Origin of the sequence: Streptomyces shaanxiensis (assembly GCF_039537145.1) — a bacterium.
Lineage (GTDB): Bacteria > Actinomycetota > Actinomycetes > Streptomycetales > Streptomycetaceae > Streptomyces > Streptomyces shaanxiensis.
On the sequence record NZ_BAAAZY010000010.1, the window covers coordinates 754,268 to 769,104 of the forward strand.

Genomic DNA, 14,837 nt, shown 5'->3' on the forward strand with positions numbered 1-14,837 from the left:
CTCCCATGCGGCTGACAGTCATCGGCACCGGATACGTCGGACTCGTCCACGCCACGTGCATGGCGGACATGGGGCACACGGTCCTCGGTATCGACCTCGACGCGCTGCGGATCGAATCCCTGGCCAGGGGAAGAGCGCCGTTCTATGAACCGGGTCTGTGCGAGACGCTCCAAAGAACCCTGGAGTCGGGTCATCTGCGCTTCACCACTTCCCTTGCCGAGGCAGCGCGGTTCGCCCGGATCCATTTCGTTTGCGTGGGAACTCCACAGCGGCCCGACTCCAACGCCGCCGACCTGCGTTTCGTCGACGCCGTCATAGATGATCTTGCTCCGTATCTGCGCGAACTGCGTGGCTGGTGCCTGGTGGTGGGGAAGTCCACCGTGCCGGTCGGGACGGCGGCGCGGCTGGGGGACCGGCTGGGCAGGATCGCGCCACAGGCCGAGATCGCCTGGAATCCGGAGTTCCTGCGTGAGGGCTTCGCCATGCAGGACACGCTGCGGCCCGAGCGTCTGGTGGTGGGTGTCGTGTCCTCGCGCGCCGACGAGACGCTGCGGGAGATCTACGCGCCCATGCTGCGCGCGGGCACTCCGTTCATCAGCACCGATCTCCCCACCGCCGAGTTGGTCAAGCTTGCGGCGAACTCCTTTCTGGCGACCAAGATCTCGTTCATCAACGCGATGGCGGAGCTGTGCGACGCCATGGGTGCCGATGTGATGACCCTGGCGGAGGCGATTGGCCGGGACCCGCGGATCGGACGCCCGTTCCTGCAGCCGGGGCTCGGTTTCGGAGGCAGTTGCCTGCCGAAGGACATCCGGGCTCTCGTCGCTCGCGCGGAGGAAGTGGGGCTCGGCGAGTCGGTGGCCTTCCTGCGCCAGATCGACGAGATCAACACCCGTCAGCGCCGGCGGGCCATCGCTCTGGCGCGAGAGCTCGTCGGCGGGTCCTTCTCCGGCCGCAAGGTCGCGGTCCTGGGTGCCGCCTTCAAACCCGGCAGCGACGACGTCCGTGACTCGCCGGCCCTCGCGGTCGCGGCGGCCATCCACGGCAAGGGCGCGTGGGTGCGGGTACACGACCCGGAGGCCACCGACAACGCCCGCGCCGACTTTCCCGGGCTGCAGTTCACCTTGGACGTGCCCAAGGCGTGCGAGGACGCGGACGTGGTGCTGCATCTCACCGCATGGCCGGAGTACGGCGAGATCGATCCGACCGGACTCGCCGCGGTTGTGCGCAGGCCGGTGATCCTCGATGCGCGCCACACCCTTGACGCAGCGCGGTGGCGGTCGTCGGGCTGGACGTTCCGGGCGTTCGGGCGGCCCTGCCCGGGCGGTCTCGCCGGGGGAGACAGTTCGGAAGGTTGAAGGCCGTGCCGTAGTCGGCCGGCCCCACTCCGTGGAGGAGGGCGCCTCGAACAGGGCGAGCCGCTGCAGCCCTCGGCCGGGCCTCCTGGTCGCGGCTCGTCGCACCCCACGGATCCAGCCCGAGTGCGAGGCCGCCCGCTGCGTTCGCGGTCCGTCGGCGCCCGGCTGCTCCGGACACACACCTGCCACGACAACCCGTTCGTACGACGCGTACCGCTCGTGGTCTACGAGGAGTCGGTGGCGGGGTCGTCGACCGGGGTTCGCAGGGCCCTGGCGGCCAGACGAACGGTGAAGGCGCTCAGCAGCACAGTGGTGACGAGATAGGCGGCGCTGGAGGCGACAGCCGCCCCGACAGCACCATGACGGGGGATCAGCAGGACATCGAGGGACACCGTCACGGCGACGCCGATCCCCATCGCCCAGGAGTTCACTCCAGGCCTGCCGATCCCGCACAGGAAGGCCGTGGATACGGCCGCGGCGCCCCAGGCCGCGAGCCCGATCAGCAGGATGCACGCGGGCAGTACGGCGGCCTGGAAGGCCGGGCCGAACAGCAGCGGCAGGGCGATCACCGATGCGCCCCCCAAGACCGGGGTGAGGAGGGCGGTCATCGCCGCCGCCCGCGGTAGCAGCCGTCGTACGTCACGGCTGGCGCTCCGGGGCCCCTGCCGGGCGAACCGGGGGTACAGCACATACCGCACCGCGACGGCCGGCAGCCGAATCAGCTCGGCGAACTTCGAGGCGACCGCGTACATTCCGAGCACCGCGGGCCCGGCGAGCGCCCCCAGGATCACGAAGTCCAGCCGCATGTTGACCAGAAACAGGAGATCCCCCAGCTGGCCCCGGGCTCCGTAGTGGACGACCCGGCGGGCGATCTTCACCGAGGGCCGTCCCCAGCCGTGCGCGAAGCCGGTGCGCAGCAACCGGCCCAGTGCGGTCAGCGCGGCGCATGTTCCTCCGCAGACCAGTCCGGCGATCACCGCGGTGACCCCGCGCAACCCTGCGGCCAGCGCCACTGCGTACCACGGCAGGAACATCAGTTCCTCCATGACGATCACCAGGTTGGCGCCGCGTATGTCCGCCGCTCCCTGACAGCAGGCCTTGCCCCAGACGGTGAGCAGCCTGGTGATCACCGTGATGGACGCCAGTGCCAGCAGCCACAGCGGCACGACGACGAAGAACCTCTGCAGTAGCGGGGTTGCCGCCAGCCAGAGCAGCGCGCCGATGCCCGAGCCGAGCGCGGCGAGCAGCGCCAGCGTGGGCCGCAGCCGCGGGTCGTCGCGAGTACCGGCGGCCAGGAAGTACGCCGACGCCATCGGCAGCCCCGAGCTGACCACGACACCGGTCAGCCACGGAAGAACGCGCAGCATCGCGTACGCGCCCAGCACCGCGGGGCCGGCCAGCCGGGCGACCAGCAAGGTCGCCACGAACACGATCAGCAGCGCGCTGCCATGGGCTACGAGGTTCTGTACGGCCTGGCGGCGTCCCAGCGCCGGCCTGGCCGGCTCCATCAGGTTGGCCGCATCGGCGGTGTCGGTCACGGACGGCCTCCCGACCGTCCGCGATGCGCCTTCGCGGCAGTCCGGACGGCATCCGGATGATCGGGATCAGGCATGGAGGCGAGCACGGCCACCAGTGCCAGCAGTATCCAGGCGAAGCGGTAGTGGAGCACCTCGCGGTAGGTCCCTGCCAGGCCCATGGCCAGCAGCGCCGCGACCACCCCCAGCGGCCTGGGCACCTGGGCCGCGAAGCCCTCGCCGGGCGGCGCACGGAGCACCACGGAGGCACGCCAACCCGCCGAGAGCAGCAGGATCACGATCCCGACCACGCCCATGGGGCTGCGCTCGACCAAGGCGGCGAGATAGTCGTTGTGTGCCTCATTGGCGTACGCCGCCTGCTCCTCCTGCAGCACGCCCCGCGTGGTCCCGGGCCCCGAACCGAGGACGCCGTGGTCCGAGTAGAGCCGCAGTGACTCGTCCACCAGCGTCTGCCGTTGCGTGGCGCCCTTCTCACTGCGCCCCAGGGTGTTGGCGACGAAAGACTGCTCGGACTGCCGGGCCCACTCCTGGGCCTTGCCGACGGAGACCACCTGCAGCGCGCCGCAGACCGTGACGGCGATCGTCAGCAGCAGCGCCAGACTCGCCGCCACCCCGTACTTGCGGTAGACGGTGACCAGCGCGATGAAGGCGAGACCGACGAGCAACTGCAGGAGGCCGCCGTTCGACCAGGAGAGCATCAGCGCCCAGAGCAGCACTGCGTACGCGTACCAGCGCGCCCACGGCGACCGCGGGCACTTCGTCGCGAACACCATGAACAGTGCCGTCACCCAGTAGGCCGCCGCGTAGTTGGGGTTCCCGAGCGTGAACACCACCCGGTTGTCCCACTGCGCGGAGTTGCCTTCGATCGCGCGGATATGGGCCGCCACGCCGAACGCGAGCACCGTCGCCCAGACGACAGCGGAGTAGGCGAAGCTCGCCGTGAGCAGGCGCAGCATGCGTGGCCGGCGCGCGATGTTGTACAGCACGAAGCACCAGATGATCAGCAGGATGTCCTTGGACAACGTGAGCAATGAGGTGCCCGGCAGCGGGCCGGCCAGGCCTGCCACCGCGCCCGTCACCACCAGCACCCCCATGCCGATCGCGTACGGTGCGCCGAGCCGGCGTCCGCTGGTGGCCACCCACAGCAGCCCCATCAGCACCGTCCCGAGGGTCAGCAAGTCCACCGGCGAGCTGTTGGCGGGACCGGTGGGCTGCAGGATCGGCTGGAAGACCATCGAGGCGCAGGCGATCAGCCCGGCCGCACGCTCAGCGGTACCGCGTCGACGCGAGACGCCCGGACGCGGCTCACCCGCCGTTGCCTCGGGCTGGTCGAGGACGTGCAGGGTCCCGTGCGCTGCGGTCATGCCGTCACCCCCACGGCCAGATGCTCGAAGGCTTGAAGCTGCCGGCGGGCGAAGTGCTCGTCGGTCGCCTCGGCGGCCACGGCGACCAGTTCGGCCAGCACCGCATCGCGGCCGACGACCCCGGGCAGGGCGAGCCGTTCGAGCCCCGCGGTGAGAAAGCGGCGGATCAGCCGCGGATACCAGCCGGAGCCGTCCAACGCATAGGCCACACCCGCTCCGGGCACTCCGGCGACGATTCCGGGGTGGCCGCGTACACCGTGCCCGGTGCCGGTGTGCCGGTCCAGGTATTCCGAGTAGCCCCGCGCGAAGTGGGCCAGGTCACGTGTCGGACTGCCGGCGGTCTCGGCCCACTCCCAGTCCACGACACCGCAGACCCGCCCGTGCCGCACCAGCACATTGCCGGGCCAGAAGTCCCCGTGGACCACGGTGCGCGGTGCGCTGTAGCGGCGCAGGCGCCGGCGGAGGGCGGCCACCAGGCTCAGCACACGGTCACCCGCGTCGGGTTCGCGGGCCAGCCGCCTGACCAGTGCGGCGACCGCACCCGGCGCGATGTCCAGGGGGGCGGTCTCGCCGGCCGTGGCCGACTGCAGTGCTGCCAGCCAGGCCGCGGCCCTGTCCAGATCCTCCTGAACGCGGGCGGGTCGCGCCGTGTGCCCGGATCGGTGGTACGCGACGAGCATCGGCACTCCGGGCTGTGCGGTCGTCACCATCACCGGCAGACCGCCGTGCCGCAGCACCCGTACCGCCCGGGGGACCGTCGGTGCGACCGCCCCCAGCGGCAGCGTTCCGATGGTGCGCAGCCGGTCGGCCTCGTTGAGTACTCGCGCCGCCGCCTCCGGCCCTGACGGCACCTTGAGGGCCAGCGTGGGCCAGTGCCCATGAGGGGCGAACAGCAGCAGCACCACACGGGCGTCCGGATTGTGGCTGTGGTCCAGTGCGAGCAGGCTCACGCCCGACTCGGCGATCAGGGCCTCGACGGGGCTCGGGCCCGGTCCCGACGCGCTGACGCTGCTGTCGAGGCGCTGCGTCGGCGCGCCCGGCGCCGACGGCCGGACGGTCAGACGCGGAGCCAGACGCCAGGCACCGGGGACCCGCAGCGCATGACGGGCGGACGTGTACAGCCAGGCGGGCGCGGCCGATCGCGGCGGTGTGGCCAGCAGCGCGGTGCGCACATAACGCAGCACCCGGGGCTCGGCCTCCGCCACCACGATCGGCCGCTGCTTCGACGGCAGCGCCACGAAGCGCCGTCCGGGAGGAAGCAGCTCCTGCCAGATGCCGGGGTGTCCGACGGCCGCGGACGTCATGTCAGCACCGCAAAGGGCCGGAGTCGGGCGACCGGCCGGACCAGCCCGTTGTCCACGAGGATGCCCACCGCCGCGTCGACTCCCCGGTCGTCGAGCTGCGGGACGCTCTGCGGGGCGGCGTCCGTGTAGCCGTAGTGCAGCGTGTGCCGACCGTGGGGATCGCGGCCCGAACGGCCCTGCCGTACGAAGGCGCTGATGACGCTGCCGGTGCCGTGGCAGGCCGTGAAGAGGCTGCGGTGCGCCTGCGATGCCGGTACACACAGGAAGGACGAGGTGCGCTTCGTCCCGGGAACGAGCAGCGGCTGGCCGGTGTCCGAGAAGGCGGGGTGGCCGGCCATCATCTCGGGCGTCCAGGCGCGGGTGGCGTTGTGCCGGTGCACGAACGCCGGCTCGCCGTCGACCAGTTCCTCGTACACCGAGTTGTGCGGCGAATCGACCACCAGCCGGGCACGGGCGCCGAATGCCTGGGCTGCGAAGGCCCGGAGCGCGGAGTAGGTCGCCAGCCGGTAGGCGAAGCCGTAGTTCATGGAGAGCCGCTGTGCCAGCATCACGCGCCGGCCATCGTCGCCCTCGATGGGCACCGAAGGGCAGCCCTTCGTGAAGTAGGCCGCGTAGCGCCGCCGGGCCTCGGCCAGACTGCGGGCGCTGAGCAGCAGCGACAGCGGCTTCTGCACCGACATCTCCGCGCGCAGCAGCCGCCGGGCGGTTGCGCGCCGCGCGTACAGTCCGCCGATCTGGCCGGTGAGGACGCCACCGCCGTTGTGGAACTGCAGGGTCACCTGGCCGCGTTGGATCCCCAGCCGCTCGGCGGCCTCCGGCTCCAGCACCTCCTCGACCTGCTGCAGCTCCAGGAAGTGCGTGCTCGGCCCGATGGAGCCGAACCGCAGCCGCGCCAGTTGCACACAGATCCACGGGAGCTCCCGGCGGGCGCGCTCCGCGTCCCCGTACTCCTCGATGGGCAGCCGCCCGAACTCCTCGATCCGGTCGATGTCCTCGGGGTCGATGCCGTACCGCTCGGCGGCGAATCCGGCGCCCTCCACCGCGGCGCGCAGCACTTCCGTACGGGACAGCTCGAACTTCCAGCCGGGCGGATCGGGGTAACGCCGCCTGACCCGCCCGTAGAAGTCGTCGATTGCCGCGGCAGGAGGCCGGGGAATGTCCAACGTGGCCAGAGCCATACCGCAGTTCAGGGCCGACTCGGTGAGTGCGGGCCGGATGGCGCCGCGGGTGGCCACCACGATGCTGGAGGGCATCTCCGACCTCTTGTGGCAGAAGTCGGGCAGTGCGACAGGGGGAGCGGCGAGATCCGCGGTGGCGGTGCCCTCGCGGAGCAGGTCCAGGAGTGCGGGATCCGCGGGCACTTCCGGGCTGTCGAAGACAGTCGGGCCAGCGCTGGGAACCTGGGGTGGGTGGTCGTCCCGGCGGCTGATGATGTCTACCTGCACGGGAACTCCTCGGAGTCGGTTACGGCAGGCAGCGCCTCATGGCGTCGCCTCCTGCGGGTCCTGCTGCGGGTCCGGGGCGCCGAGCCGCAGCAGCTCGGCGAGGCCCTCGGAAGGCCGGTCGCCGAGCACCAGCTCGCAGGCCGGCACATGCCGGGCGATCGTGTGTGCGACCTCGGTGACGGGTGGGTGGACGGGACCGCGGCCGGTACCCAGCGCGAGAGTGGCCGCGAAGGACCAGTACCGGCGCAGCTCCCCGGCCATGTAGGTGCCGGCCGCCAGTGACTGCGCTGCCTGTTGCGGATCGAGTGGCCGCACCACCGGGCGGGCCCCGCTGTTCCTGCGCAGTACCACCAGCGTGGCCGGGCGCAACATCTCGACACGGCCCGGCAGCGGTCGCTCGACGCGCCCGTGCGCCATGCGCCGGCCGCCGCTTCCCGCCACCCGGACCGGTTCGACCAGGCCGTACACGTCCCGGCCGCCACAGGCGACCAGGTTGTCCGCGCAGGCGTGTTCTCCGGCGGTGACGGCGCCGAACAGCAGAGTGGACGTGCCGATGCCGCCCGGACCCGCCAGCAGCGCCACCGTGTTGCCGACGGTCAGGGCCGCGGCGTGCAGCGGCACTCGTCCGTGGCATCCGGCCCACCACAGCGCCGGGTACTGCACCAGAGCGGCCCGGGCCAGCAGATGAAACCGGGGACGCAGCACGAGCGCGGCAAGGCGCTCCTGCGTGGGCGGTCGCCACCGCGCCTCGACGAGCAGCCGGTCCGGTTCCGGCCGTATCCGCAGGTCGAATCCGCTGGCGCAGGCGTTGCGCAGCACGACAGCACCATCGCGGCGAATCGCACCACGGGAGAGGGGTTCCCACCCGCGGCCGGCGAAGGGCGTGGAGTCGGGCTGCACCACGACCTCCACATCGGCGGTGAAATCCGCGGCGGGGGACCGCCAGGCGTCCGGGCACGCCTGGGACAGCAGCCTGGACAGTCCTGCCATCGGGCAGTCGACCAGGAGCTGTTCTCCGACCTGGACGAGAGTGCCGCGCATCAGAAACCCTCCGGGGCCGGGTCGGCGCAGGTGGTCATGACCTGCGCCTCGTCGGGCGGGCCGGGTCGCCGAGGACACCGATCACCGGCCAGCCGGTGGTGGCGACCAGGTCCTTCACCCGCCTGACTTCGTGGTAGAGGGTCTGGCGGGGGACGACGAGAACCATCCCGTGCCTGCGGCCGTCAGGCTCGTCGTCCACGTCGGACAGGGCCCGGACTCGTACCGTCATGGCGATCCGAAGCGGCGGGGACTCCAGCATGGGGCGCAGCATCGTGCCGCGCGCGGGACCGCTGTCGGCGTATGCGTTCAGCGTGCTGGGGGCCCGCCCGTCGGATGGCGATGGCCCATCGCCCTGTGCCGGGGCGCCGACCGGCGCCAGGCGGCTTTCCAACTCGGAGGCGAGACGAGCGAGTCGTTCGGGTTCCCCCGGGCCGACGAGAGCGATGGTGCCGACGTTGTGCCGGGCGACCGCCCGCCGCAGAGCCACCAGAGCCTCGCCCTCGGCCACGAGTTGTGGCGGGGCGCCCTTGGTCCGACGCACCGACAGTGTTCCCAGCATCGGCGCCTCGATCTCCCGGGCGAAGGCCCTGGGACCGGGAACGTGCGGCCGGACGACCTCCAGCAGGGCGGCCACGAGCAGCCCACCGACCAGGCCGGCCAGTGCCGCCAGCGCGAGGTCCGTGTCGAGCCGGGACGGTGTGAGCTCGGCCTGCGACGGCGTGGAGAGCACCGCGGCGGTGACGTCGCCGGTCTGCAGGGTGAGGAGCGAGTTCTGGGTGTCACCGATCTGCTGGTCGAGGGACCTCAGTTGCGCCGACAGCCTGGCGCTCTCCGCCGCGCTCGTGGCTACGGCCAGTTTCGTGGCCACGTCCACCCGCTGAGCTGCCAATTGTTCCTCGCGGTCGGTGAGTTGGGCGACGAGCGCCTTCTGCGCCGGTCCTTGACCGTTGAGGAACGCGACCAACCGGGTGGCCAGGGCCGAGGAGAACTGGGCGGCCGTCTTCGGATCACGGTCGGTGACCGTGACGTTGAACACCGGCGAGCTGCCCAGCCGCCTCACGGTGATCTTGTCCTCGGCCACCTCCGCGGTGCTGCGGCCAGGGTGGTCGACCTGCTGCAGCGCCTGGTTGATGACGCTGGTGCTGGTGGCGATGCCCTTGACCCGATTGAGTACGGCATCCGCCTCGGTCACCGTACCTGGGAGTGTGCTGGACGCCTGCACCCGGCCGGTCGCCTCGTACGAGCGCTCGGCGTCGAAGTGGAGGGCGCCGACTGCCATCAGCGGCACCACGATGCACACCACCAGCAGCCGCCAATGACCGCCGATCGTGCGGCGCAGGGCTTCGTTGATCTCCATTCGATCACCCACTTCCCTCGATCGGTACCGCGTGGGTGCGTACGTTTACGACGTATGCGTACACTCTTTCCCGGAGTGTCTTATTTCGTCAAGGGGGGAGCGGTCGCCTCCTCGGTGTGGTGATCGACGATGCGGAACGGGATGCAGCCGCGCTTCCACCGGGGCCGGTCGTGCCGCCGGGTCCGGGCCGTCGAGCAGCGCGCGGTGGCGGTCGACGGCCCGGACGCCCTCTGTCTGTCGCGAGGTGCGCCACGCCTGTGTTCCCCGCGTGAACCGGCAGGAGCGCCACGACCCGCGTGGCTCGCGGAACCCTCCGGGAGTACGCTCCGAAAAGGAGCCGAAGGAGAATGGTCCATGCCTCTGTTCCCCAACGAGCGGAACGTCCGTACGACCCCCGAAGGCCTCCTCTGGGAACCCAGCGACCGCTGGGTGCGCGGCCGCAAGGGTGACGTCACCGTCGTCGACAGCCGGCACCCCGTCCTGGTCTGGGAACCCGATCTGCCCGTCCCCTGCTACGCGTTCCCGCGCGAGGAGGTCCGCACCGACCTGCTCCGCCCGGCCGAGAACCCACCGACGGGCAGGCACACCGGCTCGCAGATCTTCTACGACCTGGAGGCCGACGGCGCGCTGGTGGAGAACGCGGCGTGGACGTTCCCTTCCGCCGACCTCGCCGGGCACATCGCCTTCGAGTGGTTCTGGCGGTGGGACAGCGGCCTCGACCACTGGTACGAGGAGGAGGAAGAGATCTTCATCCACCCGCGCGACCCGCACAAACGGGTGGACGCCATGCCCAGCAGCCGCCATGTCCAGGTCGAGATCGACGGCACCGTCGTCGCGGACACCCACAGCCCTGTGCTGCTGTTCGAGACCGGGCTGCCGACGCGGTACTACGTGCCCCGGGAGGACGTCCGACTCGACCTGTTCGAGCCCACCGACCACCGCACCGGCTGCCCGTACAAGGGCAGGGCCCAGTACTGGAACTGGCGCGGCGAGGGCGAGGTCCCGCGCAACATCGTCTGGAGCTACGCCGAGCCGCTGCCCGCGGTGAGTCCCGTCAAGGGGCTCCTGGCCTTCTACAACGAGGCCGTGGACATCGTCGTGGACGGTGAACGCCTGCAGCGGCCGGTCACGCCGTTCACGAAGAGCCTCAAGCCCTGATCGCCACCGGGGGTCTCAGGGCCTGACCAGCAGCTGGAAGTCGAACGCGTACCGGGACGCCCGGTAGATGTGCGTGCCGTACTCGACCGGGCGGCCCGTGTCGTCGTACGCCGTGCGCTGCATGGTCAGCAGGGCGGCGCCCTCCTTCTCGTCCAGGCGCTCGGCCTCCCCGGCGGTGGCGCAGCGGGCGCCGATGGTCTGGCGGGCGCTGTGCAGGGTGATGCCGGCGGCGCGCATCATCCGGTACAGGCCGGTCGACTCCAGGCGGGCGTTGCCGAGGTCGAGGAGGCTCGCGGGGAGGTAGTTGCACAGGATGGCCACGGGCTGGGCGTGGGTGCAGCGCAGCCGCTCCAGGAGCGTGACCTCCGCGCCCTCCGCGATGCCGAGCGCCGCCGCGACGTCCGCGGTCGCCGGGACGCGCTCGTTGCGGACGACCTCCGTGGTGGGGCCCTGTCCGGCCGCCTCCAGGTCGTCGTAGAGGCTGCTGAGCTCCAGGCCCCGCTTCACCTGGCTGTGCACCACCTGGGTGCCCACCCCGCGCCGCCGGACCAGCAGCCCCTTGTCGACGAGTGACTGGATCGCCTGCCGGACGGTGGGCCGGGACAGGCCCAGCCGCACCGACAGGTCGACCTCGTTGCCCAGCAGGTTGCCCGGGGCGAGGACCCCGTGCTCGATCGCCGCCTCCAGCTGCTGGGCGAGCTGGTAGTACAGCGGCACGGGACTGCCCCGGTCCAGGGCGAAGTCCAGCGAGTCCAGCGCTGAGGCGGACGCGGCACGTGCGGAGCCGCGGGTCTTCGCCATGGTCCCTCCCTTTGGTGATTCCTCTACGGGTGGCAGGCCCTCTGCGGATGTGTCAGGTGTTGCTGGGGAAACCGAGGTTGATGCCGCCGTCGGACGGGTCCGGCCAGCGCGTGGTGATCACCTTCCCCTGCGTGTAGAAGGCGATGCCGTCGTTGCCGTAGATGTGCAGATCGCCGAAGAGCGAGTCCTTCCAGCCACCGAAGGAGTGGTAGCCGACCGGCACCGGGATCGGCACGTTCACGCCGACCATGCCCGCCTTGACCTCCAGCTGGAAACGGCGGGCGGCGCCGCCGTCGCGGGTGAAGATCGCGGTGCCGTTGCCCCAACGTGAGTCGTTGATCAGCTTGATGGCCTCGTCGTACGTCTCCGCACGCACCACGGCCAGCACCGGACCGAAGATCTCGTCCCGGTACGCGTCCGCCGTCAGCGGCACCCTGTCCAGCAGCGAGACGCCGATGAAGAAGCCGTCCTCGTGGCCCTCCACGCTGTAGCCGGTGCCGTCGACGACGACCTCGGCGCCCTGCTCGGCGGCCGACGACACGTAGGACGCCACCTTGTCGCGGTGCTCGCGCGTGATCAGCGGGCCCATCTCGGAGGCCGGGTCGTTGCCGGGGCCGATGCGCAGGTTCTTCGCCCGCTCGGCGATCTTGCCGACCAGCTCGTCGCCCGTGTCGCCGACCGCGACCACGACCGAGACGGCCATGCAGCGCTCGCCCGCCGAGCCGTACGCGGCGTTGATCGCCTGGTCGGCGGCGAAGTCCAGGTCGGCGTCGGGCAGGACCAGCATGTGGTTCTTGGCGCCGCCGAGGGCCTGCACCCGCTTGCCGTGCTCGACCGCCTTGAGCTGGATGTACTTCGCGATCGGCGTCGAGCCGACGAAGGACACCGCCTCGATGTCCGGGTGCTCCAGCAGCCGGTCCACGGCCACCTTGTCGCCCTGCACGATGTTCAGCACACCCTCGGGCAGTCCGGCCTCGGTGGCCAGCTCGGCGAGCCGGTACGACGCCGACGGGTCCTTCTCGGACGGCTTCAGCACGAAGGTGTTGCCCGTCGCGATGGCGATCGGGAACATCCACATCGGCACCATCGCCGGGAAGTTGAACGGCGTGATGCCGGCGACCACGCCCAGCGGCTGCCGGATCGAGGCCACGTCCACCCGGTTCGACACCTGCGTCGACAGCTCGCCCTTGAGCTGCACGCTGATCCCGCACGCGAGCTCGACGATCTCCATGCCGCGCGCGACCTCGCCGAGGGCGTCGGAGTGCACCTTGCCGTGCTCGGCGGTGATCAGCTCGGCGATCTCGTCGCGGTGGGCGTCCAGCAGCTCGCGGTACTTGAACAGGATCGCGGTGCGCTTGGCCAGGGAGGACTGGCCCCAGCTCTCGAACGCGGCCTTGGCGGAGGCGACGGCGGCGTCCACCTCGTCCACGGTCGCGAAGGCGACCTGCTTCTCCTGGGCGCCGGTGGCCGGGTTGTAGACGGCGCCGAAGCGGCCGGAGGTGCCCTCGACGGGCTTGCCGTCGATCCAGTGGGTGATGGTCTTCATGGTGCGAAAGGGCCTTTCGTAAGGGGGAGTTCAGCGGTGGTGACGGCGATCAGAGGTGGTGGCGGCGTCCGGCGACATGCTGCTCGTAGCGTTCGCGGGCCTCGACGGCCGCCTCGCGGGAGGCGACCTCGGCGACGGGCACGTCCCACCAGGCCTCGGCGCCCGGCGAGGTCGGGTTCAGGATGTCCGTCTCGACGTACACGCAGGTCGGCCGGTCGGAGGCGCGGGCCGCGGCCAGCGCCTCGCGCAGCTCGCGCACCGTCTTGGCGCGCAGCACGTCCATGCCGAGGCTGGCCGCGTTGGCGGCGAGGTCGACGGGGAGCGGGGCGCCGGTGAAGGTGCCGTCGGCGGCCCGGTAGCGGTAGTCGGTGCCGAAGCGCTCGGCGCCGATCTCCGCCGACAGGCCGCCGATGGAGGCGTAGCCGTGGTTCTGGATCAGGACGATGTTGACGGGCAGGCCCTCCTGGACCGCGGTGACGATCTCCGTCGGCATCATCAGGTAGGTGCCGTCGCCGACCAGCGACCACACCGCGACGTCCGGGGCGGCCTGCTGGATGCCGATCCCGGCCGGGATCTCGTAGCCCATGCAGGAGTAGCCGTACTCCAGGTGGTACTGGCGCGGCGAGCGGGACCGCCACAGCTTGTGCAGATCGCCCGGGAGCGAACCGGCCGCGTTGATCACCACGTCGTCGTCGCCGACGACCGCGTCCAGCGCGCCCAGCACCTGGGTCTGCGTCGGTACGGCGCTCTCGTCGTCGGCACGGTAGGCGGCCTCGACGACCGCGTCCCAACGTTCCTTGCCGGCGCCGTACTCGGCCTCGTACGCCGCGTCCACCCGGTGGCCGGAAAGTGCCTCCGTCAGGGCTGTGAGCCCCGCCCGCGCGTCGCAGACCAGCGTCCGCGCGGCCAGCTTGTGCGCGTCGAAGCCGGTGATGTTGAGGTTCAGGAACCGCACGTCCGGGTTCTGGAAGAGCGTGCCGGAGGCGGTGGTGAAGTCCGTGTACCGGGTGCCGACGCCGATCACCAGGTCGGCGGCGCGGGCGATGTCGTCGCTGACCGAGGTGCCGGTGTGGCCGATGCCGCCGAGGTCGGCGGGGTGGTCGTGGCGCAGCGATCCCTTGCCGGCCTGGGTGGAGGAGACCGGGATGCCGGTGGCCTCGACGAAGGCCTTGAGCGCGGCCTCGGCCTCGCTGTGGTGGACGCCGCCGCCCGCGACGATCAGGGGGCGCTCGGCGGCCCGGATCGCCTCGACGGCCGCCGTCAGCTCGACCGGGTCGGGTGCGGGGCGCCGTACGTACCAGACGCGCTCGGCGAAGAACTCCTCCGGCCAGTCGTACGCCTCGGCCTGGACGTCCTGGGGCAGGGCCAGGGTCACCGCGCCGGTCTCGGCCGGGTCGGCGAGCACGCGCATGGCGTTCAGCGCGGACGGGATCAGGGCCTCGGGGCGGGTGATCCGGTCGAAGTACCGGGAGACCGGGCGCAGGGTGTCGTTGACCGACACGTCCGCCTCGGTCGGGTGCTCCAGCTGCTGGAGCAGCGGGTCGGGGGCGTGCGAGGCGAAGTAGTCGCCGGGGAGCAGGAGGACCGGCAGGCGGTTGATCGTCGCCAGGGCCGCGCCCGTCACCAGGTTGGTGGCGCCCGGACCGATCGACGTCGTCACCGCCTGCGCCGAGAGGCGGTTGAGCTGGCGGGCGTGGCCGACGGCCGCGTGCACCATGGACTGCTCGTTGCGGCCCTGGTGGTACGGCATCACGTCCTCGCCCGCCTGGAGGAGGGCCTGGCCGAGGCCGGCCACGTTGCCGTGGCCGAAGATGCCCCAGGTGCCGGCGATCAGCCGGTGCCGTACACCGTCGCGCTCGGTGTACTGGACGGAAAGGAACCGCACCAGCGCCTGGGCGACGGTCAGGCGGACGGTGGACTGGCTCATC

Annotated in this window: 11 protein-coding genes; 2 read left to right on the plus strand and 9 right to left on the minus strand. The window is 71.4% G+C overall.

Annotation, left to right across the window (positions count from 1 at the left end; all coding sequences use genetic code 11):
• The first annotated feature begins 5 nt into the window (after positions 1 to 5).
• Positions 6 to 1,358 (plus strand): UDP-glucose dehydrogenase family protein, encoded by a 1,353-nt coding sequence (locus tag ABD932_RS17380; RefSeq protein ID WP_345013600.1) that lies wholly within the window; start codon positions 6 to 8, stop codon positions 1,356 to 1,358.
• Positions 1,359 to 1,582: 224 nt separating this feature from the next.
• Here the strand turns inward: ABD932_RS17380 and ABD932_RS17385 are convergent, their stop codons facing one another.
• From ABD932_RS17385 to ABD932_RS17410, 6 genes are read right to left on the minus strand one after another with little or no spacing between them, the layout of a single operon-like run.
• The gene (locus tag ABD932_RS17385) at positions 1,583 to 2,896 is read right to left on the minus strand and encodes an oligosaccharide flippase family protein (protein WP_345013602.1); all 1,314 of its coding nucleotides are present in this window, start codon (positions 2,894 to 2,896) and stop codon (positions 1,583 to 1,585) included.
• Positions 2,893 to 4,257 (minus strand): O-antigen ligase family protein, encoded by a 1,365-nt coding sequence (locus ABD932_RS17390; RefSeq protein WP_345013605.1) that lies wholly within the window; start codon positions 4,255 to 4,257, stop codon positions 2,893 to 2,895. Before ABD932_RS17390 ends, ABD932_RS17385 begins: the two co-directional genes overlap by 4 nt.
• Positions 4,254 to 5,561, minus strand: a complete 1,308-nt coding sequence (locus tag ABD932_RS17395; protein ID WP_345013607.1) for a phosphotransferase family protein — start codon at positions 5,559 to 5,561, stop codon at positions 4,254 to 4,256. Before ABD932_RS17395 ends, ABD932_RS17390 begins: the two co-directional genes overlap by 4 nt.
• Positions 5,558 to 7,006: an RtcB family protein gene (locus tag ABD932_RS17400; RefSeq protein ID WP_345013609.1), complete on the minus strand. Its 1,449-nt coding sequence runs from the start codon at positions 7,004 to 7,006 to the stop codon at positions 5,558 to 5,560. Before ABD932_RS17400 ends, ABD932_RS17395 begins: the two co-directional genes overlap by 4 nt.
• 36 nt (positions 7,007 to 7,042) lie before the next feature.
• Complete coding sequence (locus tag ABD932_RS17405) at positions 7,043 to 8,047, minus strand: hypothetical protein (protein ID WP_345013611.1); 1,005 nt, start codon at positions 8,045 to 8,047, stop codon at positions 7,043 to 7,045.
• 34 nt (positions 8,048 to 8,081) lie between these two features.
• Positions 8,082 to 9,404, minus strand: a complete 1,323-nt coding sequence (locus ABD932_RS17410; protein WP_345013613.1) for a GumC domain-containing protein — start codon at positions 9,402 to 9,404, stop codon at positions 8,082 to 8,084.
• 354 nt (positions 9,405 to 9,758) lie between these two features.
• Here ABD932_RS17410 and ABD932_RS17415 point away from each other — a divergent pair, with 354 nt between their 5' ends.
• Positions 9,759 to 10,562, plus strand: a complete 804-nt coding sequence (locus ABD932_RS17415; protein WP_345013615.1) for a DUF427 domain-containing protein — start codon at positions 9,759 to 9,761, stop codon at positions 10,560 to 10,562.
• A 15-nt stretch (positions 10,563 to 10,577) separates the two neighbouring features.
• On the opposite strand, the gene ABD932_RS17420 is transcribed toward ABD932_RS17415, so the two are convergent.
• Genes ABD932_RS17420 through iolD form a run of 3 tightly spaced genes read right to left on the minus strand, consistent with a single transcriptional unit; the run spans position 10,578 to position 14,836 of the window.
• Positions 10,578 to 11,363 carry a GntR family transcriptional regulator gene (locus ABD932_RS17420; protein ID WP_345013617.1) on the minus strand — a complete coding sequence of 262 codons (786 nt, stop codon included), beginning with the start codon at positions 11,361 to 11,363 and terminating at the stop codon, positions 10,578 to 10,580.
• Positions 11,364 to 11,415: 52 nt separating this feature from the next.
• Positions 11,416 to 12,909: a CoA-acylating methylmalonate-semialdehyde dehydrogenase gene (locus ABD932_RS17425; RefSeq protein ID WP_345013619.1), complete on the minus strand. Its 1,494-nt coding sequence runs from the start codon at positions 12,907 to 12,909 to the stop codon at positions 11,416 to 11,418.
• A 49-nt stretch (positions 12,910 to 12,958) separates the two neighbouring features.
• The gene (iolD, locus tag ABD932_RS17430; RefSeq protein WP_345013622.1) at positions 12,959 to 14,836 is read right to left on the minus strand and encodes a 3D-(3,5/4)-trihydroxycyclohexane-1,2-dione acylhydrolase (decyclizing); all 1,878 of its coding nucleotides are present in this window, start codon (positions 14,834 to 14,836) and stop codon (positions 12,959 to 12,961) included.
• Position 14,837 lies beyond the last annotated feature (1 nt).

What these genes read in the sequence shown, in the direction of transcription:
- ABD932_RS17380 (WP_345013600.1), top strand. Translation starts at nt 6, where the DNA reads ATGCGGCTGACAGTCATCGGCACCGGATACGTCGGACTCGTCCACGCC.
- ABD932_RS17390 (WP_345013605.1), bottom strand. Translation starts at nt 4,257, where the DNA reads ATGACCGCAGCGCACGGGACCCTGCACGTCCTCGACCAGCCCGAGGCA.
- ABD932_RS17395 (WP_345013607.1), bottom strand. Translation starts at nt 5,561, where the DNA reads ATGACGTCCGCGGCCGTCGGACACCCCGGCATCTGGCAGGAGCTGCTT.
- ABD932_RS17405 (WP_345013611.1), bottom strand. Translation starts at nt 8,047, where the DNA reads ATGCGCGGCACTCTCGTCCAGGTCGGAGAACAGCTCCTGGTCGACTGC.
- ABD932_RS17410 (WP_345013613.1), bottom strand. Translation starts at nt 9,404, where the DNA reads ATGGAGATCAACGAAGCCCTGCGCCGCACGATCGGCGGTCATTGGCGG.
- ABD932_RS17415 (WP_345013615.1), top strand. Translation starts at nt 9,759, where the DNA reads ATGCCTCTGTTCCCCAACGAGCGGAACGTCCGTACGACCCCCGAAGGC.
- ABD932_RS17420 (WP_345013617.1), bottom strand. Translation starts at nt 11,363, where the DNA reads ATGGCGAAGACCCGCGGCTCCGCACGTGCCGCGTCCGCCTCAGCGCTG.
- ABD932_RS17425 (WP_345013619.1), bottom strand. Translation starts at nt 12,909, where the DNA reads ATGAAGACCATCACCCACTGGATCGACGGCAAGCCCGTCGAGGGCACC.
- iolD (WP_345013622.1), bottom strand. Translation starts at nt 14,836, where the DNA reads ATGAGCCAGTCCACCGTCCGCCTGACCGTCGCCCAGGCGCTGGTGCGG.